This is a genomic window from Neobacillus sp. PVCKKU3 (genome assembly GCF_058323225.1).
Genome location: NZ_JBLVQN010000060.1, coordinates 1 through 19636 on the forward strand (window position 1 = coordinate 1; position 19636 = coordinate 19636).

Here is a 19636-nt window from a genome sequence, read left to right on the forward strand (position 1 = left end):
CTGCATATATATTGTCCTTACAGGGCTTACCTTTTAGTTTATTAGAGAAAGGATGCCGAGTAGTCAGCATCCTTGTCCATTAATTAGCCGGAATATTAAACCTTCAGTCTATTGGAATCGTTTACAGATTTACTTCTATCCTAGCATATCCATTTTTATCAAATCAATAATTTATTCATTAAACAAACAAATTTTCCATATATATTTAAATGAATAAAAAAACGCCAAGAGCAGAATTACTCTAAGCGTTTTTTCTCCATATTTTCACCTTTATTGTATACTACTTTTACCGCAATACTCTAGCTGCACTTGAGAATTTGGATGGGTCATAAGATGCAATCTTCACCACATCACCCGTTTGCGGCGCATGGATGTACTGACCGCCGCCAATATAAATACCGACATGATAAGCAGGGCTACCCCTAAATACTAAATCTCCTGGCTGCACTTGGCTTGGCGAAATTCTTGTTCCAACACCTTGCTGGGAACTGGACACTCGTGGAAGATTGATCCCAACTGCATTTCTGAACACGTACGAAGTAAATCCAGAACAATCAAATCCACTCGGCGTTGAACCGCCCCAAACGTAAGGAACACCTAAGAATTGTTTTGCATAAGAAATAACCTTATTTGCTGCATCAGGGTCAGATGGATTAGCAGCTGCGACCGTTGGTGCTGGCGCTGGGTTTGAAGCAGTTTTGACAGAAGACTGCTGCACCTGCGCTGGCTGTTGCTGCTGGGCCAAACGAGCTTGGCGCTCTGCCTCTTCCCTTGCTGCTATTTGAGCCTGACGCTCAGCCTCTTGTTGAGCAGCAAATTGGTCCTGTTGGCCTTGTAATTGGGTTTGAGCTGCCGCCAAGGCCTGCCCAACTGCGGCTTTATCTTCTTCAATCTGTTTCTGTTCAGCAGCTAAAGCTACCTGGCTCTGTTTTAAACTAGCTAACTCATTTTGCAGTTTATCTTCTGCATCCGTTAATGCTTGTTGTTTTTCCTTTAACCCGTTTAGTTTGTCAGTGTCATTTTGAATAATTTGCGAAATCGCTGAAAAGCGAGTTAAAAATTCAGATAGATTATTAGATGAAAGCAAAACCTCTGCGTAAGCGGCGACCGAGATTTTACCCTCTGACTGAATACTTTTTAACCGCTCGGTATAAGCCTGTTTGTAAGCTTCCAAGTCATTTTTTGCTGTTTCAATTTCAACCTTGGATTTTTCAATTTCCCCTTGTTGAGTTTGAATTTGGTCGTTCAATTTTTGACTTTTCTCTATCGCTAAGTTAATTCTGTTATCTAATTGTTGAACTTGTGTTTCAAGGTCATCGACATGCCCTTGAGTCGCATTTATTTGACTTTGTGTGACTTGTCCTGGTTCTGCAAAAGCAGGTGTTGCTTGTATCAAAGATGCGAGGACGACAGCCGATACTGTATATGTAAATAATTTTTTTATCATTACAAATCTCCTCTTGCTCTATTATTATTTCAAATTCTTAATCTATTATTAGTTTATATTCCCATTAGACTAAAAACAATGAATCTGTCGGATTTGTAACGTAATTGTAATTTTATGTAGAAAAATTTAATGTAGATTCGACATATACGGAAAAAGGGCCAGTTTACGTGCACCATTAATGCAGGTAAACTGGCCCTTTTTTAATCTCAACATTTCAAATTTTTACCTTTTCTTATTTTAAAAATTATACAAGCCTATGTGAATACCATTTCTCCCCTTTGAATCTTCCAGTAAAAATCAATCCACGGACCGCCCATTCGATTACCATAGCGGCCCAAACACCGATAATGCCAAATTCAAGGGTAATTCCCAAAATATACCCAAGGACAACACGGAGCAGCCACATCGACAGCAACGATGCGACTGATGTAAAGTTCGAATCTCCAGCTGCCCTTAGTGCAGATGGCATAATAAAACTAAGTGACCACAAAAATGGCTGGGCTATAGCAACGATTAAAGTCATCATAAAAATGGTTCCAACAATCTCTTCTGGTGGACTGAACATTTTGATTAATAGAGGATACAACGGCACAACGATTACTGCAGCAATCACAAAAAGAATAGAGGAAAAACCAATCAGCGATTTAGTAAATTTCCTCGCATCCGTGGTATTCCTTTGCCCGATACATTGCCCGACAACCGTTACACTTGCAATACTTAAGGCATTCGGACCAATTTGAAATAACAAAGCAAAGGAATTGCTGATTGCGTAGGCCGTCATTGCCATCGTCCCAAGTTGGACAATAAACGTTTGGGTTAACAGCTTTCCTCCATTGAAAAATAACTGTTCCGCCGCAAAAGGCAGACCTATAAACATTACTTTTTTAAGGATGGAACCATCTATTTTCAAAGCCTCTTTTATTCGAAAATGAATTGTCTCATTGTATTTTATGATATAAATCATGGAAGCTGCCATTCCGATTACTCTTGCTAAAATAATCGACATCACAAGACCTTCCACACCCATATGAAAAATGGTTATAAACAACACATTTAGGATGGTGTTCGTTACATTCATGATTAAGGATAATTTCAAGCACGGCTTTGTCTCCCCAACTCCGCGCAATGAACCGGACACAGCTTGAAAGATGGCGATGAAGGGATAAGAAATACAGCTGCCAATTAGGTAGATTCTAGCATTATGAAATACATCCGCTTCCGCTTTACCAAACAGGATATTTAAGGTTGGTGTATGAAAAATGATAACAAGGGAACTGATCAACACAGAAAATAAGGTAACAGCGGTTATTGCCTGCGTTGCCGTTTTGGAGACCATCCCCATGTTCCCGCTGCCTTTATATTGGGCAACAATTACGGTACCTCCTGTCGCCACGGCAATAAAAACATTAACTAGGAAAATATTCAATGAATCTACCATACTTACCGCACTGACTGCAGCCGCCCCTGCGGAGCTGATCATCGCGGTATTTAAAAAACTCATCAAGACAAGGAATGCCTGATCGACAAAAAGAGGAATAATGATAGCAATCATTTCCCTGTAATCAATCGATTCTCCGCTAAAATATTTATTTAACAATGGTTTTGCCTTACTTTTCATCATTCCAATGGTATTATTCATTCTCAACACTTCTTTGTTAAGATTTAATTTGTTAAATGATAGTGATTATTATACCACTTTTACCAAACTATCAAATCAACTAAAAAGTGCCTTCATTTCAAATCTTAGGAGGCACTTTCATTCTATATTTCCATGTAACATGAACAGGTATTCAATTAACATAATAAAAGAAGGCCGGAAGAGGTGGAGTACAGGAAGGCCCACTCTACGCAGTGCCTTTTCGACTCCCCCTTCCGGACCCTCATTGTTACTATTTATTTCATTTCTTGTATTTTGTGTTAGGGATAATTTTTTTAAATGCTTCTGTTAAGACGATTGCATCCATACTATACGCGACGGAATCAAATCCCATTTCAAAGTTTTTCTGAATATCCGGTTCAGAACCAGCAAAGATAAAGGCAAATTTACCAGCCTTTTTGCAGGCATCAAGGATTTTTTTAATAGCCACCTTAACCTCGGCATCTTCAAATTGACCAGGCTTACCCAAAGCGGTGGACAGATCAAACGGCCCTACAAAGATGCCGTCTACACCATTAAGACCTACGATTTCCTCAATATTTTCCAGGCAGCCAAGAGTTTCACATTGTGGAATGATTAAGGTTTCGTTGTTGCTGACCTCGAAATAATGATCCAATCCTTGTGAAGCATAGTCTGTGTACCAGAAGGAGCTACCGCTAGTCGGCGCAATGCCGCGTTCACCAATTGGATAGTATTTTCCGTACTTAATTATGTTCTTTACGTCTTCAACAGATTGTACGTTAGGAATGATTAATCCCATTGCTCCCACATCGAGCATCTTTAGAATAGAGTTTCGTTGTCCGTCTTTAACCCGAACAAGCGGGGTAATTCCAGCCAATTTGGCTGCACGTATGTACGTTTGCACACTTTCTACATCAAATGGCCCGTGTTCCGAATCGACGACCACATAATCAAGTCCTGCATATCCTAAACACTCAACAGCAGCAGCACTTCCAATTACATGAAAAGTGCCTAAAGTATTATCACCTTTCATCATTTTTTCTTTTATTTTATTCTTCACGTTATTTTCTCCCATCATTTTAGATAATTTTTAAAAACTGCCGGGATTCTTCTCCTAGCAGTTTATTAATATATATAGTGTAGAATTATGCTTTTTGAGTTCCTCACCCCATACATCCCAAGGATAAAGGTGAGGAATGACCCCTCACCTTCTATGTTATACAATAAGTCTGATTAATTCATCTTTCATTTCGACACTCACATCTTTGGTTGGAATCACATCTAAATATTGACCGGAATTGGTAATGACAACAGGAGTTTTAACATCGTAGCCTGCTGCTTTAATTTTTTCAATGTCAAATGAAATCACCAAGTCACCCTTCTTCACAGAATCCCATTGTTTTACACGCGCAGTAAAAAATTGGCCCTTCAGATTAATAGTATCTACCCCAACATAAATTAAGATTTCTGCCCCATCTTCTGATGTAATTCCAATAGCGTGATCAGTTGGAAAAAGAGTGGTAACCATACCATCCACCGGGGAAACCACCTCACCCTTGGATGGTTCAATCGCAATCCCTTTTCCTACCAGTTCAGTTGAAAACAACGGATCTTCCAATTTGCTTAAAGGAATAATTTCTCCGCTTAGCGGACTTAAAAGGATTTCTCTCTTTACATCCGTTAAGCCAAATTCTTTAACAGTTTTAGAAGCTACCGCGTTATTCTTTCCTTCATAGCCAATCACTAATGTAAGAACCAGTGCAAGTATTAACGCCACAATAGTCCCAATTAAATAGAGTCCGATTGGTGTAAAGACAGGAATGGATAAGAAGCTTGGGAGAGCAAAGGCAGTCCCTTTTACTCCAAATGCCCCATTAATCGCTCCACCAATTGCTCCTGCTATTGCCACAATTACCATCGTTCGTTTGTACCGCACTAGGATGCCGTAAGTAATGATTTCAGTTGTACCAGCTAAGGCACTAGGAATAAGCCCTGATCCGGCTAGTGTTTTCAAGTCCCGATCCCTAGTTTTTAAGAGAACCCCTAGACCCATCCCAATTTGCGCAAATGGAGCTGCTGCTACCATCGGGCTAATCGGGTCACCGCCAGTTGCCAGATTCGCAATCATTATTGGAACAACTGCCCAGTGAAGACCTAATATGGTCAAGAATGACCATGCAGCTCCCAGCACTGCTCCTGTCAGAATGCCGCTTTTTGCACTTAAAAATTTGATCACAAATGCTAAGCCCCCTCCCACATATGTACCAAAAGGGCCAAAAACAAGTACGGTCAAGGGAACAATAATAGCTAATGAAATAAGAGGATTCAAAAACATTTGTAAGTCTTTATATATCACTTTTTTCAAAAACTTATCTAATACGGCATAAATGGAAACAGCAATTAATATTGGAAAAACAGTTGAGGAATAGTTCGCTAATATAACCGGAATCCCCAAAAAATCTACGTTTTGAGCTTTTGATGCAACTAAATCCGTATAATGGGGTTCCAAAAGTGCAGCACCGATCGCACCACCAACGTAGCCATTAGCTCCAAGTTTTGTGGCTAATGTGATGCCGAGAAAAACTGGGAAGAAGTAAAAAATAGCATGTCCAGCTGCAGAAAGAATGGCAAAGGTTCCGCTTTTAGGAGATATCAACCCTAATGTCATTAAAATTGATAATAACGCTGAAATTAATCCGGATCCAGCAAGTACCCCTAGAATAGGCGCAAAACTTCCACTGATTACTCCTAATATTTTATTCATGACCGTTTCTTGTTTTTCTTCAGCAACATCTCTCGAAGTATTAATCGCGTTCACATTTATGATCTCCTTGATTGAAATTTACGTATCAAATGATTCTTTAGGAAGCACTTTACAGCGACTACTTCTTCTTATAATTACTCTTTCTAATAAAAACATCCTAACATTCCTATAAAAAATAAAACCATTCGTAAAGAACACTTTACGAATGGTTTCATAAAATAATTTTGTTTTGCAGTTGTGGACAGGTTAATCCCATCAAATTTGAGATTATTTTACAACGTCAACCAAGTTGACAAAGTTTTTTTAAAATGGTATTATGTTATTATCAACTTAGTTGACATCAATTTGAATTGGAGTGATCAAATGTTTAGTATTGGAGATATGGTCATCTATTCCGTACATGGCATATGCAAAATTGATGATATTTGTGAAAAAACAGTATCTGGTAAAACAAGCCTGTATTATGTATTACATCCTACGGAAGGCAATAATCAATTAACAATAAGTACTCCAGTTCATAATAGTAAAGTAGTTATGCATGAACTTCCTGATAGTGAGGAAGCAAATGAAATAATTGAGTCCTTTAAATATCCTGGGGTAAAATGGAATGACAAACCAAACATCCGTCACCAGTTATATTCGAATATTGTAAATTCAGGTGATCGAAAAGAAATTGCCAAATTGGTAAATACGCTTATGAAGCAAAAAATTGATGTCGAATTACGCGGAAGAAAACTTTATGAACAAGACCGCAAACTTTTGGACACCATACAAAGTATCCTATTTAAAGAATTAGCTATTTCTCTTGATACGACTTCTGGAGAAATAAATGAAATGATCATTGATTTAATAACTGAAAATAACTAATTATTTCTATCGAAAGAGAAACCTCCTCTTGTATTAACAAGAGGAGGTTTCTCTTTAATCTAGCAATGATTATTCTATTCCCCAATCTAACTTTAATAGCGCCTTAAGGATTTTTAGTTGCTCTGCACCTATTTTTTCTGCAATTTTATTCTCAAACTGTTCTTTAAGAGCCGCGTTTTTTTCGTAGCATTCTTCCCCTAATGCTGTTAACTGGATGCACTTCTCTTTTCTGTTATTTTCTGCATTGCTGATTTCCACTAATCCTTTTGCAGCAAGGTTTTTCATAAATTTATGGATCGCCTGGCGGGAAATGTCTACGTTTTTTGTAACATACGAGATGGTAGGCCTCTTTTTATAAATCCTGGCCATGATATACCACTCAGAATTTGAAATATATATATCACTTTGATCATTCCATGCTTTCTCCGAAATTCTTCTGACCAAAGTATGACGCTCGCTTAATAAATCTATAAGATCTAAATTTTGTAATTCAGAGGCGGAACTCAAACGACTCACTCCAATCATCATCTTCGCCACTTACTATACAAAATTCCGTTATTAAATGTCAACTTGCTTGACATATTTTGATTGCAACCTATTTTACATTCACATCCGGATGATGAATCCCCAAAATATTCTCTTATAAGTATTAACCTAATGCCACATCAAGTATCATCATCAATACGAAACCAACCATTAAACTCATGGAAGCCAAATCTTTATTGCCATTTTCTTGAGAACCCGGAATGACTTCTTCGGTTACTACAAAGATCATGGCTCCGGCAGCAAAACTCAATGCATAAGGTAATAACGTTTCAATAAATGCGACAGCAAATGCACCAATGAGAGCAGCAATCGGTTCGACCATGCCCGAAAATTGCCCGTATAAGAAGCTTTTTCTACGGGACATTCCTTCTCTTCTTAATGGCATGGAAACCGCAACGCCTTCAGGAAAGTTTTGAATACCGATTCCAAGGGCCAGCGTCAAAGCTCCGGCTAAGGACGCTTCCGTTCCTCCATTTGCAAGTGCGCCGAAAGCAATTCCGACCGCCAGCCCCTCCGGTATATTATGTAAAGTGATGGCGAGTACTAACAAAGTACTTCTTTTTCTCCCTTTCGGATGATATCCTTCCGCTTTACCAATCGGCGCATTCGGATGAAGATGGGGTAAAATTTTATCGATTCCCCATAAAAAAATGCCTCCTATTAAAAATCCAAAGGCTGCCGGAAACCAAGTTCCTATAGGATTATCTCCCGACATTTCGATGGCCGGAGCCAGTAATGACCAATAGCTGGCGGCAATCATGACACCGCCAGCAAACCCTAACATACTATCCATTAAACGCTGGTTGATTGTTTTCGTAGCAAAAACGAGCGCAGCCCCAATTGCAGTCATGCCCCAAGTAAATAGAGTAGCTATGAACGCTTGAGTTATAGGATTAAATTCTTGAAAAAATTCTACCATTATAATGAACCCCTTTATAGAACGAAATAGTATTATCGGAACTTCACCAATCATTATTCCTAGATTGATGAAATTTAGTTGATAATATCCGGAAAAGTTAGGAGCATTTTTAAACCGTGGCCATCCTCCAAAAAACACTTTGAGCATATAAATGTTTTTTACCGAGGTATGGTAAACTTAAAAAAGTGACGAAGTTTAAAATATTTAAGAGGTGGCAGCAGTGAAAACAGTCGTAGTGATTGGCGGCGGAATTACGGGGCTATCAGCCATGTATGAATTGCAAAAATGGAAGAAGACAAACGGATCAAACCTAAGGCTGGTACTGGCTGAAGCGTCCCAGCAGCTTGGCGGGAAAATCCGAACTGTCAAACAAGATGGATTTATCATGGAAGCAGGAGCGGATTCCATCGTGGCCCGCAAAATGGAGTCCATGCCTATATTTAAGGAACTTGGTTTAGAGAAAGAAATTGTCTACAATGCGACAGGCCGTTCGTTTATTTACATAGATGGAGAATTAAAGCCCATTCCGGATGATGCAGTTTTCGGTATTCCTGCCAGTATTGAATCACTGGCGAAGAGCACACTCGTTTCTGCCGAAGGAAAAGTGGCGGCACTGAAGGATTTTTATACAAACAATGAAACGTTCACCAAGACTGACTCCATCGGTTCTTTTCTGGAGCATTTTCTTGGAAAGGAATTGGTTGAAAAACAAATTGCCCCTGTCCTATCCGGTGTCTATTCCGGAAAACTCAGTGACTTAACTATCGCCTCCACCCTTCCCTATTTAATTGATTATAAAGAAAAATATGGAAGTATCATCAAAGGCCTCGAAGCAAATAAACAGAAATTTAAAGGTGGAGAAAGGAAGTTTCTTTCTTTTCAAAATGGCTTAGGCTCGCTTATAGATGCGTTTGAGGAAAAGCTTGATGAAGTGGAAATTTTACTAAATACAAATGTCACGAAAATAGAACAAGAAGGCAGTCATTACAAAGTGGTTCTAAACAATCGAGAAAGCATCGAAGCGGATTACATTATCCTTAGTATTCCGCATACGGCTGCTGAATCCTTAATCAATGACCCTGATCTGTCACAAGATTTCGCTGGGTTGAAAAACAGTTCATTGATTAGTGTGTATGTTGGTTTTGACGTACCTGACAGTGTCCTTCCTGCTGATGGAACAGGGTTTATCGCTGCGAATTCAGATGAGTTGTCCTGCAACGCCTGTACTTGGACAAGCCGGAAATGGGAGCATACATCTAAATCAGGGAACCTGCTTGTTAGATTGTTTTATAAAAGCAGCCATCCTGCTTTCGGTGCATTAAAGGAAATGGATCAAGAAGAACTCCTAAAGGTTGCATTTGGTGATATTCACAAATCCCTTGGTATTACCGCAGATCCTGCTGCAAGTGTAATTACCAAATGGACCGAACAAATGCCGAATTATTTGATTACACATCCGAAGAGTGTTGAAGCACTTGAAAGCAAAATGGCAGCCGCTTACCCGGGTGTTATCCTAGCCGGTTGTTCTTACTATGGCGTGGGAATCCCTGATTGCATTGAAAACGGAATAGATTCAGCAAGAAAGATTGTTCAGACGTTCTAACATTTAGAGGATAGCTGCTTATTCAGCTATCCTCTTTTTTAAATTAACCATTCTCAAACAGGTAATTCAACTATAAAAGCAGTCCCTTCATTTTCTTTACTTCTTACATCAATGTGACCACCATGCAGGTCGATAATTGTCTTAACAATGGATAAACCGAGCCCTGTTCCATCAATGGTTCGTGTTCGTGCCTTGTCTGCCCGATAAAAGCGGTCAAAGACCCTTTCTAATTCCAAATTATTCATCCCTATTCCTGTATCCTCAAAAGTCACGTAAACGGAATTTCCCTTTTTATAGATGGAAATATCAATAGTCCCATTTGGTCTATTATATTTCATAGCATTGGACAGAAGGTTATCCCAGACCGTATTCAGCATTGATGGGTCGCCGACAATCTCGATATCCGGCAGGGAATAGCTTAGCATGATCTCTTTTTCATTTATTGCCCATTGGTGATTTCGGATCAATTCCTTGATTTGCGCGCCAACATTAAATGAATTCTCCCTTAAAATATCCTCATTTCGATCTAGCGAGGCGAGAAGCAATAATTGCTTTGTTAAGGTTGAAAGCCTGCTAATTTCACCATTAATAATAGATAAAAATTGTTTTCTTTCTTGTTTACTTAACGATTGTTTTTCTAATAGGTTCGTATATCCTTTAATATTGGAAAGCGGCGACTGGATATCATGAGAAATATTCGAGATAAATTCCTTTCTCATGTCTTCCATTTGTGCTAATTTTCTCGCCATCCGCGAAAAACTTTCGGAAAGTTCCCCTAACTCATCATGGCGGGTACTATCCAATTCCACATTAAAATCGCCGTTTGCCAGTGATTTTGTGGCTTTTGTCAGGTTAGAAATTGGCTTCACTAAATATTTTGTATTAATTAGGACCATCACAATGGTCAAAGTAATAGCCAGTACAAGGATCCAACCAAATAAAATGTGCATCTCGTTGAAAAGGAAATTGATATCCGGCCTAATAAAAAGAGCATAGGTTTTTCCTTTATGATGCAATGGAACACCGATCGTATTCTTTAACTCATCAGCAAAAAAGCCAGTAACAAATGTTTCCTGAGGAAAATGAAGCATCCCGTGAAAAATATCGCCCCTTAATACATCCTGTTGAGTGGAAGCTGGAAGACTTTTATCCCGAAACGGATCTCCCAAAAAGATTCGGTTTCCATCCTTATCGACAAGGCATATTTGATAACCTGCTTTAGTGATGCTTTTTAGATACTCCGTCAGGCTTACCTCAGGATGCGCCTCCGCAAAGGAAGCAATATCTAGTGCCACCTTCGTGTTTTTATCGTCATTATATGGCTTCAATTTTTGCTGGTAATAGATATTAGAGATGAGGAAAGCTAAGATAAAGCTTATCAACATCATTCCAATCGTAATCACGATAAATTTCACATAAAGTGTTTTCATTAATGTTGGACCTCCAATAGATATCCAACACCGCGGATTGTTTTTATTTGAAAGTCATGCGTCAACTTAGAAAACCGTTCTCGTAATCTTTTTATATGAACATCTACGGTCCGCGCATCCCCTTCATAATCCAAGCCCCAGATTTGTTCAATCAGGTGTTCTCTGGAAAACACTTGCTTAGGATTAGCTGCAAGATAATATAAAAGTTCAAATTCCTTTAAAGGCAAGAGTAATGTTCGGTTCCCAATCTGAACTTCATAGCTCTTTTTGTTGATTGTTGTACTGCCAACTCTGAGGATCGATTCATCTATTTGATGATCATATCTCCTTAACAACGCTTTAATACGGTATGTTAACTCCCTAGGTTCAAAGGGCTTAACGAGATAATCATCGGTTCCTGCTTTAAATCCCTGCTCCTTATCTTCGATTTGATTTTTTGCCGTCAAAAGAATAACTGGAATGTCGTAATCTTTACGAATCTCTTTTGTTAAATCATAGCCATCCATAAACGGCATCATCACATCCACTACTGCTATATCACAGGCATCTTTTTTCAGCATCTCCAATGCTTCCATTCCGTTCTTCGCCTGGAATACCGTATAGCCTTGTTCAGATAAGTGTATATTTAATAGCTTTAATATATTGATATCATCGTCAACAATTAAAATATTTGGCATTCATGGTTCTCCTATTTTTCTCTATCTATGAAAATTAAACTGCACTTGGTAAAATCTGTCCATCACTCATTTTAATAATAAGGTCAGCAAATGACAGCATTTCTTCATCATGAGTCACCATTAAGGTTGTTATGTTAAGCGTTTTTGTTAAATTGCTGATTAACGTCATCACATCTTTAGACCTTTTTGAATCTAAACTGGCAGTGGGTTCATCTGCAAAGAGGACTTTCGGTTTATGGATTATGGCGCGAGCAATGGCAACCCGCTGTCTTTCCCCACCGGATAAAGAAGCTGGGTAAGCATTTTTCCGATGTTCCATTCCAACTAATTTTAGGATTTTAGCAATTTCCTTTTTTTGCTCATGTTTCTTTAGTTTAGATTCCGAAACATCCAACATTAGCATTAACTGCTCTTCTACGGTCAGAAAAGGTACCAGTTGGGCAAATTGAAAGACGAATCCGAAATGATTAGCTCGGATTTTTCGCACCTGCTCTGAACTCATCGTAGTAATATTTTGCCCCTCAAATATTACTTGCCCGTTTGATGCCGGCTGGAGTCCTGCCGCTATCGTAAGCAGTGTGCTTTTCCCGGAACCTGATGCACCCACTAAGGCGGTTACCTCACCTTCTTTTAAAGAAAGGTTAATTCCCTTCAGGATTTCCTCGGTAATTTCACCGCTTGAAAAAGTTTTCCGTACTTCATCAATTGTAAATATAGTCATATTATACCTCTCCTTGTTGAATCGCCTGCAATGGCTCGACTTTTTTTATTTGTATACCAGATAGTGTAGCCCCAATAAAGCCAATCAATAGGAAAATGATGGACAATTCTACTGTTGTTTCAAGGGTTAGATGAAAAGGCAATCCTTTAGGTGCTGCCATATTAAATATTTGGCTTAGGGAAACAGATAAACTAAGCGAAATGGTTGTTATAAAAATCATTTGAGTCCACATCATTTTGAACAACGCACTCGTTTTGACACCAATGGCTTTAAGAATACCGTACAATCCGATTTTTTGAACGTTCATCATGTAGAAAAAGATGGCAAACAACATGCCGCTAATGACTACCAAAAACCAGATGATCATATTAAGCGACATCTGTTCCGCTTTATAACTCGAAATCGTACTCAGAAACTGATTGTTCGAAAAAGCTTGTAGGCCTGCGAATTGTGCCCCATCCCCTCCAGGTATAAAGATCAATTGCATATCGTTAACCCGGTACATTTCCTTGTAGTCCTCCATACTAATAAAGGCAACTGATGCATGGCTGAATTTTTGGTTGTCCACAAAGCCTTTAACAACAAACTTGCCAGTATACTGATTGTTTGTAAAAGTTTCACCTATTTTAATACCATCTTCTTTCATCGACTTGTCAAGGATGATTTCTCCACTTTTCACATTTTTAAACAGCCTTGAATCAGTCGATGTAACAAAGGCAACGCTTCGCTGCTTCCCATCACTGTTATTCAAAAATCCCATTTGAATGGAAATGGCTGCAGCGTTTTTTTGCTTGATTAAAACTTTTTCTTGGATACTGTGATTTATTCTTGAAAGGTTATAGTTTTTATCTGCCTCTTTGGTCATATAAAATGTTCCCTCGGGCAGATTTTTAATTAATGCTGCATTATCTTGTGATAATCCATTGGCCAAACCAGATATAATAAACGTGAGTAAACTGACGAGAAAAACGATTGATCCTAATATCAAAAACCGTGCTTTATTTTTCTTCATTTCTTTCCAAGCAATGTTCATGTTCATACCTCCAATTCCTTAATGACATCCTTAGTTTATAATCGCTGTGTGAACTGACGATGAACAGGAGGTTACATTAAATAAAAACTCGCGGATTGGCGAGTCCGTTAGGACGGTTCATGAGGCGTAGTTGAATTTATACTTTCCTGCTAAATAAAAAAAGAAACAATTTCTAATCGCTAGTTTAGAAATTGTTTCTTTTCTTTAGATTGCCATTCCTTTATAGTAACCCGACCATTTTCAGGCCGTGGAAAATTCCATTGTCATCAACGGATTTGGTTACATATTTTGCGGCTTTTTTTACCTTTTCTTCTGCATTCCCCATTGCCACACTATTCTCTACGGTTGTGAGCATTTCCATATCATTCAGTGCATCGCCAAAGGCATATTGTCGTTCCGGAGGAATTCCTAGTTTTTCAGCTATCCTTTCAATTCCTTTTGCTTTTGACCCTCCCTTTGGAAGAACATCAACAGCAAGAGGATGCCATCTTATAAAATCAAAGTCATGGAAATCCCGTTCGTATTGCTTTTCTTCACCTTCCGTACAAAACAGGAGCGTTTGAAACAAGTCTCGCCCTTTGTAATAGTGCGGGTCGTGCGTAGGAGCTCGATCAATTTTTAATGTTCCAATGCTTTCATTAATGTAGGCATGGTCTGGCACATTGGCTTTCATATCCTCATGGTCCATGAAGACAACGGGATGATTATTTATAAGCGCCGTTTCAGTTAGTTTTTCCAACGAAGTCGTATTCAATGGATTGGTATATAAAACTTCACCGTTTAACACAACATATTGTCCGTTGTAGCTTACAAATGTATTGATATCCAATTCTTCTCGCAAATCTTCAAACATAAAAGGAGCCCGTCCGGTAGCAATTGCGACAACATGTCCCAGTTCCTTTAATTCAAGAACGGCCTCTTTGGTTGCTGCAGGAAGCTCTTTTTTTGAGTCAAGCAGCGTTCCGTCTATATCGAAAAAAATCAAGCTTTGTTTCACTTTTGTTCCCACTTTCAAAGTATAATTATTTTGTAACATTCCCAAATTTTCATTTTAGCAATCCTTCATTCCTGATCATTTATAAGTCTAATTTATGAAACGGGTTTCATGTCAATCAAAGAAATAGGACCTTAAAGGGCCCTATTAGAGTGTATTCGATTCCAGTCGAAATCCTTCAACGATTACTTCTTCATCTACCTCCAGCAGTAGGCAGCGTTTTCCTTCGTATGTAATGTATTTTACGTTTTTCAAGTCTTTCGGATTAATCGTTACATCGGCAATCTTGGTGCTTATTTTTATCGATTTCGGGACTAAACTGCTTGCCTTGAACTCATGCTTTTCGTCAGCAACAACGCTTTTGAAGGCATGCTCCACTTTGGCTGTATCGATATTTTCGACACCGCTGACTGTTAAGATCCGTTCGATGTCCCGATAGTCTAATGTAGGAATTTCACTTTCCTCGTTTTCTATATTCTCTTGTACTACCCTATCGATTTCCTCGTAAACATTTGAAATAACCGCGGAATCTACTTCGTCTCCTATTACCTCTTTTAAGACCTGATCAAAACTGTCCTTATCTTCCTGAGCCGTAATGATATCTTCACAATTGAGAACCTCTTCAATAAATGTGAAATCAGGTTGATTTGCTTTCCCAGCACAATAAAGAATATGGTTCACATCTGCTGCATTGTCATTAAAAGCAGGGAACAGAAAACCCGATAATGGGGAGTCTAAATTAATAATAGGATCCACAAAGTTATAGGATTTGAATTCTTTCTCGATATAATCAAACATTAATGCCTTTTTCGGTTGATCGGTTTTATTGAGGCTGCAAAGGATAATTCCGCTGGAATAAACCTCATCATCCCCGCCTTCTTCGGACTCCTGGTTCCGCTTCTTCGTCTGTTTTCGGTATTCCGCGCGAATAAATGTTACAACTGTATCAAATTCATAGGCCCCACGCGCAAACATTTTTGTGACAATTTCCAGCATGTATTCTTGCCAGTCTCCCGAGTCCGCCTGCAATCCTTCGTAGAGGAATGATTGTGTGCTGTCTTCCACATCACGCGTGAACTTCAGCTCAAACAATTTGGCATCAAGTTGGCCTGTCAAAACTTTTTTAAAGTTTTTCAAAAACAATTCCTGCGTTTCCTGTTCTAGCATTTGAAATGGCTGGCTGACTTGGTGATAAATCTCTCCTGATTCTTTTTGAACGTAAACATTGAAGATTTCACGAATGTTCATTCGATAATTGTCCAATTTAAATTCCTTGCGGATATTAGCGATGTCTTTTTTATTCATTTGTCTCATCTCCCATCCCTGATTATACTGTCTAAAAAAATATTCGGAAACCTCTAAGCTAGCTATGCTTGTAGAATTTGGTTTGATTCGTAGACGTGGATTCCTGAAGTGCCTTTTTGCGCAATACGAAGCATTGCACCTGCTACGGTTTCCGCATGTACAGGCTTGTACTTTTTCAGTGTTCCTATAAAGAGAGGGGACAGTATACTAGAAAGGACTGCCGAAATGCGTTCTCCGAATCGAAACTCCTCCCGGTTACCAAGTAAAAGCGATGGCCGGAAAATGTGTAATGCGGAAAGACCAAGTTCACTCAATTCCTTTTCAACCTCTCCCTTCACGCGAATGTAAAATGTCCGGGATGCGGGATTTGCTCCCATTGATGTTATAAGGAGAAACTGCTTCGCCCCCTGGGCTTTTGCCATTCGGCCAAGTGCCAACGGATATTCATAGTCTACCAAGCGGAAAGCCTTTTGGCTGCCTGCTTTTTTAATCGTCGTTCCTAGAGTGCAAAACACATCCGCTCCCGCCAAATCTACATCGGATTGCTCCAATCGGTCGAAATCGACGATCTTCTCCTGCAGCTTTGGATGGGCAATCTCTGTTGGCCGCCGGACAATAAGCGTTACAGCTGTGTATGCCGGATTGTTTAGTAAAAGCTTTACGAGCTCCTTTCCTACCAAGCCGGTCGCCCCAGCAATAACTGCTTTTCGATTCATCTTATTATTCCTCCCAATTTCCCGTTAAAAATCCTTTAACCAAGCTTTTTGTCAATATCTGACGTGTCGACGTGATCGCCAAACCAATCTTTAAGCTTTTCTTTTGCTTTATTTTTTATATCCTCATCAATGTACATAGCAACTTGTAATAGTGCGACTCCTAACGCTCCCAAGTCATCCGTGTACCCGACACCAACCGCAACATCAGGAATTAAATCAAATGGCAGGATGAAATATCCCAAAGCGCCTATAATGATGGTTTTCGCTTTAGCCGGTACTTCCGGCTTTTGAAGTGTATAATATAAGAGCAAAACTGCATATACAACGGATGATCCCGCCTTTTTGGCAAATTTCTTTAATTTATCCCAGAACTTATCATCGGAATAATTTTGACCAGAGGCTTCCATTTGCTTTTTGACATCTTCTTCGTTATTAGCCACTTTCCACAATCCTTTCATTTGTTCATATCATTATTTTACCTCAATTTATTATCATTAAGTAAATGAAAACTCGCCGATTGGCGAGTCCGATAGGACGAAGACAGAGGCGTAGTTGAATTTATGCGTTAGGAAATTATAAATTTGTGAAAATTTATAATTTCCTATTAGCTAAAAAAGGAACCTCGTCCAATCGAACGAAAGGTTCCTTTCTAAATGTATTTAACATCTTTTTATTTTAATAAACATCGCGCAGGTAACGTCCTTGCTTCTGCAGCTCCTTCAGATATGCCTCGGCTGCCTCACGGTCAAATGCACCTTCTTTTTCTATCACAGTAATTAGCGCATCGTTGACGTCTTTCGCCATATGTTCCTTATCTCCACAAACGAAGAAGGAAGCTCCTTTTTCCAGCCATTCAAATAATTCTTTGCCATGTTCAAGCATTTTATGCTGTACATAAACTTTTTGATCTGAATCACGGGAGAAGGCAGTATCAAGCTTTGTCAGGACCCCATCTTTTTGATAGGTTTCCAACTCTGCTTGGTATAGGAAATCTGATGCTGCATGCTGGTCCCCAAAGAATAACCATGTGCGGCCAGCTGCTTTATTAACGGCACGTTCCTGAATAAAAGAGCGGAATGGTGCAATACCTGTCCCCGGACCAACCATAATAATATCTGTATCACCGGACTCTGGCAAATGGAAGTGTTTATTCGCCTGAACAAAGACCGGCAAGGTATCTCCCTCTTGAAGACGTTCTGCACATAAAACAGAGCAAACCCCTTTTCGCTCACGCCCATGTGATGTGTAGCGAACAGCCCCAATAGTTAGATGAACTTCCTCCGGATTAGCAGCAATACTACTTGCAATAGAATAGAGGCGCGGCGTCATTTTTCTTAATAAAGAAACGATATCCTGTGCAGATGCCTTCCATGGGCCAAAATCACGTAACATATCAAGCAGGTCTCGCCCATAGCAATATTCTTTTAACTGAGCAGCATTTTCAACCAAAATAAGTTTTTGCAGGTCTTCATTTTCTGTTAATGTTGCTGCCTGTTGTAAAATCTTCTTCGATAGCAGTGTAATTTCAAAGTAGCTTGTCAGCGCTTCCTTAAGTGACAGTGTCTCACCCTGCTTGCCAACCGTTACTTCCGCTTCTTCGTCCCAGGCCATTTCCTCAAGAAGGGCAGCCACAAGTTCCGGGTCATTTGCAGGGACAACGCCAAGTGCATCACCTGGATTGTAAGATAGGCCTGAACCTTTTAATGATAACTCAATATGCCTTGTTTCTTTACTAGAGCCTGACCCATTTAAATTAATATTTTTTAGAACCTTCGCCTGAAAAGGATTAGTCCTTGAAAATGGCTGGTTGTCACTTTTGGTATTTTTAGTATTTTCTAAAGTAAGTTGCATTTCCCATTACCTCCAAAAGTAATATATATTTAAGATAACATATCACTATCATATCAGATGTGTGGTTTAACACACACTGGTAAATAATTTTAAAATTATTGAAAAAATTCTTTTGAAGGATTTAATGATATAAAAAGGAGATAGCCAACAAATGAGCGGGCTATCTCCTTTTTGATGATATGATAATATCCTAAAAAAATTTAAAGACTTTCCGCTTTAAACGTATCTCCGCCTTCAATTGTACCGTTCTCGAAGCCCTTGTTGAACCACCGCTTCCTTTGCTCGGAGGTACCATGTGTAAAGGTGTCAGGAACCACATATCCCTGTGATCTTCTCTGGATATTATCATCACCGACAGCTTTTGCAGCATTGAGTGCCTCTTCAAGGTCCCCCTTTTCGAGGTAGCCCTTGCCTTGAGCGAAGTGGGCCCAAACACCCGCCAAATAATCTGCCTGCAATTCAAACCGGACTGAGTATTCATTGGTTCGCTTCTGGGCTTCTGAAGCTTGTTCTCCCATATGTAAAAGAGTCTGAACGTGATGCCCGACCTCGTGGGCGATTACATACGCCATCGCAAAGTCACCAGGTGCTTGGAATTTTTGTTTCAGTTCCTCATAAAAACTTAAGTCAATGTATAGCTTGTGGTCACCAGGACAATAGAACGGTCCCACAGCAGAACTAGTCAACCCACAAGCCGACTGAACATTGTCCCTATACAAAACAAGCCTTGGGTTTTCGTATTCCATCCCCTTCTTCTTGAATTCTGCGGTCCATACATCCTCTGTATCAGCAAGAACGACCGACACAAATTCCTTTTGTTCCTTCTCTTGAGCAGATTCATGGTAAGGAGCATTTGTATCGGGATTATTATTCAAAGAATTGTTGTTAATTAAATCCCCTGGGTTGCCTCCTAAAAGTGTAAACAGGAGAACAATAATAAGGCCGCCAACACCGCCGCCAATGATGGTTTTGCCCCCCACGCCCATTCCTCTTCTATCTTCAACGTTGGCGCTTTGCCGTCTTCCTTTCCACTTCATTTTTTTACCTCCCTAAAACAAATGTAGATATTTAGTGTTATTCCCACATTAGAGAGAGTTGAATATAGTTATTTCTGGTAATGTTAGTCATAAAGGTTATATAAAAAA

18 protein-coding genes are annotated in these 19636 nt (G+C 39.3%); 2 read left to right on the forward strand and 16 right to left on the reverse strand.

The features are described from left to right. Positions 1-286: 286 nt before the first annotated feature. The 4 genes from ACNQGS_RS26975 to ACNQGS_RS26990 form a co-directional block, all read right to left on the reverse strand. Positions 287-1396, reverse strand: coding sequence for a C40 family peptidase (locus ACNQGS_RS26975; protein ID WP_491490069.1), 1110 nt, complete (start codon positions 1394-1396; stop codon positions 287-289). Between the two features lie 295 nt (positions 1397-1691). Further along, positions 1692-3086: an MATE family efflux transporter gene (locus ACNQGS_RS26980; protein WP_491490070.1), complete on the reverse strand. Its 1395-nt coding sequence runs from the start codon at positions 3084-3086 to the stop codon at positions 1692-1694. Between the two features lie 259 nt (positions 3087-3345). Beyond that, positions 3346-4125 (reverse strand): HpcH/HpaI aldolase family protein, encoded by a 780-nt coding sequence (locus tag ACNQGS_RS26985; RefSeq protein WP_491490071.1) that lies wholly within the window; start codon positions 4123-4125, stop codon positions 3346-3348. A gap of 156 nt (positions 4126-4281) precedes the next feature. Next, positions 4282-5883: a glucose PTS transporter subunit IIA gene (locus ACNQGS_RS26990; protein WP_491490072.1), complete on the reverse strand. Its 1602-nt coding sequence runs from the start codon at positions 5881-5883 to the stop codon at positions 4282-4284. Between the two features lie 309 nt (positions 5884-6192). On the opposite strand from ACNQGS_RS26990, the gene ACNQGS_RS26995 reads away from it, so the two are divergent. Further along, the gene (locus ACNQGS_RS26995; RefSeq protein ID WP_491490073.1) at positions 6193-6696 is read left to right on the forward strand and encodes a CarD family transcriptional regulator; all 504 of its coding nucleotides are present in this window, start codon (positions 6193-6195) and stop codon (positions 6694-6696) included. 69 nt (positions 6697-6765) lie between these two features. On the opposite strand, the gene ACNQGS_RS27000 is transcribed toward ACNQGS_RS26995, so the two are convergent. Together ACNQGS_RS27000 and ACNQGS_RS27005 are read right to left on the reverse strand one after the other, a co-directional pair. Beyond that, positions 6766-7221 carry a MarR family winged helix-turn-helix transcriptional regulator gene (locus ACNQGS_RS27000; protein WP_491490074.1) on the reverse strand — a complete coding sequence of 152 codons (456 nt, stop codon included), beginning with the start codon at positions 7219-7221 and terminating at the stop codon, positions 6766-6768. A 124-nt stretch (positions 7222-7345) separates the two neighbouring features. Then, positions 7346-8161: a ZIP family metal transporter gene (locus tag ACNQGS_RS27005; RefSeq protein ID WP_423801180.1), complete on the reverse strand. Its 816-nt coding sequence runs from the start codon at positions 8159-8161 to the stop codon at positions 7346-7348. Between the two features lie 220 nt (positions 8162-8381). Here ACNQGS_RS27005 and hemG point away from each other — a divergent pair, with 220 nt between their 5' ends. Continuing rightward, positions 8382-9764 (forward strand): protoporphyrinogen oxidase, encoded by a 1383-nt coding sequence (gene hemG, locus ACNQGS_RS27010; RefSeq protein WP_491490075.1) that lies wholly within the window; start codon positions 8382-8384, stop codon positions 9762-9764. 53 nt (positions 9765-9817) lie between these two features. Here hemG and ACNQGS_RS27015 read toward each other — a convergent pair whose 3' ends face one another. The 10 genes from ACNQGS_RS27015 to ypfJ form a co-directional block, all read right to left on the reverse strand. After that, a complete protein-coding gene (locus ACNQGS_RS27015; protein WP_491490076.1) occupies positions 9818-11194 on the reverse strand; it encodes a sensor histidine kinase in 1377 nt (458 codons plus the stop codon). Then, a complete protein-coding gene (locus tag ACNQGS_RS27020; protein WP_491490077.1) occupies positions 11194-11871 on the reverse strand; it encodes a response regulator transcription factor in 678 nt (225 codons plus the stop codon). Before ACNQGS_RS27020 ends, ACNQGS_RS27015 begins: the two co-directional genes overlap by 1 nt. Before the next feature lie 34 nt (positions 11872-11905). Beyond that, positions 11906-12592, reverse strand: coding sequence for an ABC transporter ATP-binding protein (locus ACNQGS_RS27025; RefSeq protein WP_491490078.1), 687 nt, complete (start codon positions 12590-12592; stop codon positions 11906-11908). A 1-nt stretch (position 12593) separates the two neighbouring features. Next, positions 12594-13625: an ABC transporter permease gene (locus tag ACNQGS_RS27030; protein ID WP_491490079.1), complete on the reverse strand. Its 1032-nt coding sequence runs from the start codon at positions 13623-13625 to the stop codon at positions 12594-12596. Positions 13626-13845: 220 nt separating this feature from the next. Continuing rightward, positions 13846-14661, reverse strand: coding sequence for a Cof-type HAD-IIB family hydrolase (locus tag ACNQGS_RS27035; protein WP_491490080.1), 816 nt, complete (start codon positions 14659-14661; stop codon positions 13846-13848). Between the two features lie 105 nt (positions 14662-14766). Continuing rightward, positions 14767-15924 (reverse strand): DUF4317 domain-containing protein, encoded by a 1158-nt coding sequence (locus tag ACNQGS_RS27040; protein ID WP_491490081.1) that lies wholly within the window; start codon positions 15922-15924, stop codon positions 14767-14769. Between the two features lie 62 nt (positions 15925-15986). After that, positions 15987-16640, reverse strand: a complete 654-nt coding sequence (locus ACNQGS_RS27045; RefSeq protein ID WP_491490082.1) for an oxidoreductase — start codon at positions 16638-16640, stop codon at positions 15987-15989. A 35-nt stretch (positions 16641-16675) separates the two neighbouring features. Further along, positions 16676-17047, reverse strand: coding sequence for a YkvA family protein (locus ACNQGS_RS27050; protein ID WP_491490092.1), 372 nt, complete (start codon positions 17045-17047; stop codon positions 16676-16678). 268 nt (positions 17048-17315) lie between these two features. Continuing rightward, positions 17316-18491 carry a sulfite reductase subunit alpha gene (locus ACNQGS_RS27055; protein ID WP_491490083.1) on the reverse strand — a complete coding sequence of 392 codons (1176 nt, stop codon included), beginning with the start codon at positions 18489-18491 and terminating at the stop codon, positions 17316-17318. Between the two features lie 200 nt (positions 18492-18691). Continuing rightward, a complete protein-coding gene (ypfJ, locus tag ACNQGS_RS27060) occupies positions 18692-19528 on the reverse strand; it encodes a KPN_02809 family neutral zinc metallopeptidase (protein WP_491490084.1) in 837 nt (278 codons plus the stop codon). Positions 19529-19636 lie beyond the last annotated feature (108 nt).

Coding starts and splice junctions, on each gene's coding strand:
- ACNQGS_RS27045 (WP_491490082.1), bottom strand. CDS start 16,640: ATGAATCGAAAAGCAGTTATTGCTGGGGCGACCGGCTTGGTAGGAAAG.
- ypfJ (WP_491490084.1), bottom strand. CDS start 19,528: ATGAAGTGGAAAGGAAGACGGCAAAGCGCCAACGTTGAAGATAGAAGA.
- ACNQGS_RS27035 (WP_491490080.1), bottom strand. CDS start 14,661: ATGTTACAAAATAATTATACTTTGAAAGTGGGAACAAAAGTGAAACAA.
- ACNQGS_RS27055 (WP_491490083.1), bottom strand. CDS start 18,491: ATGCAACTTACTTTAGAAAATACTAAAAATACCAAAAGTGACAACCAG.
- ACNQGS_RS27005 (WP_423801180.1), bottom strand. CDS start 8,161: ATGGTAGAATTTTTTCAAGAATTTAATCCTATAACTCAAGCGTTCATA.
- ACNQGS_RS27025 (WP_491490078.1), bottom strand. CDS start 12,592: ATGACTATATTTACAATTGATGAAGTACGGAAAACTTTTTCAAGCGGT.
- ACNQGS_RS27040 (WP_491490081.1), bottom strand. CDS start 15,924: ATGAATAAAAAAGACATCGCTAATATCCGCAAGGAATTTAAATTGGAC.
- ACNQGS_RS27050 (WP_491490092.1), bottom strand. CDS start 17,047: ATGGAAGCCTCTGGTCAAAATTATTCCGATGATAAGTTCTGGGATAAA.
- ACNQGS_RS27015 (WP_491490076.1), bottom strand. CDS start 11,194: ATGAAAACACTTTATGTGAAATTTATCGTGATTACGATTGGAATGATG.
- ACNQGS_RS27020 (WP_491490077.1), bottom strand. CDS start 11,871: ATGCCAAATATTTTAATTGTTGACGATGATATCAATATATTAAAGCTA.
- ACNQGS_RS27030 (WP_491490079.1), bottom strand. CDS start 13,625: ATGAACATTGCTTGGAAAGAAATGAAGAAAAATAAAGCACGGTTTTTG.
- ACNQGS_RS26995 (WP_491490073.1), top strand. CDS start 6,193: ATGTTTAGTATTGGAGATATGGTCATCTATTCCGTACATGGCATATGC.
- ACNQGS_RS27000 (WP_491490074.1), bottom strand. CDS start 7,221: ATGATTGGAGTGAGTCGTTTGAGTTCCGCCTCTGAATTACAAAATTTA.
- ACNQGS_RS26980 (WP_491490070.1), bottom strand. CDS start 3,086: ATGAATAATACCATTGGAATGATGAAAAGTAAGGCAAAACCATTGTTA.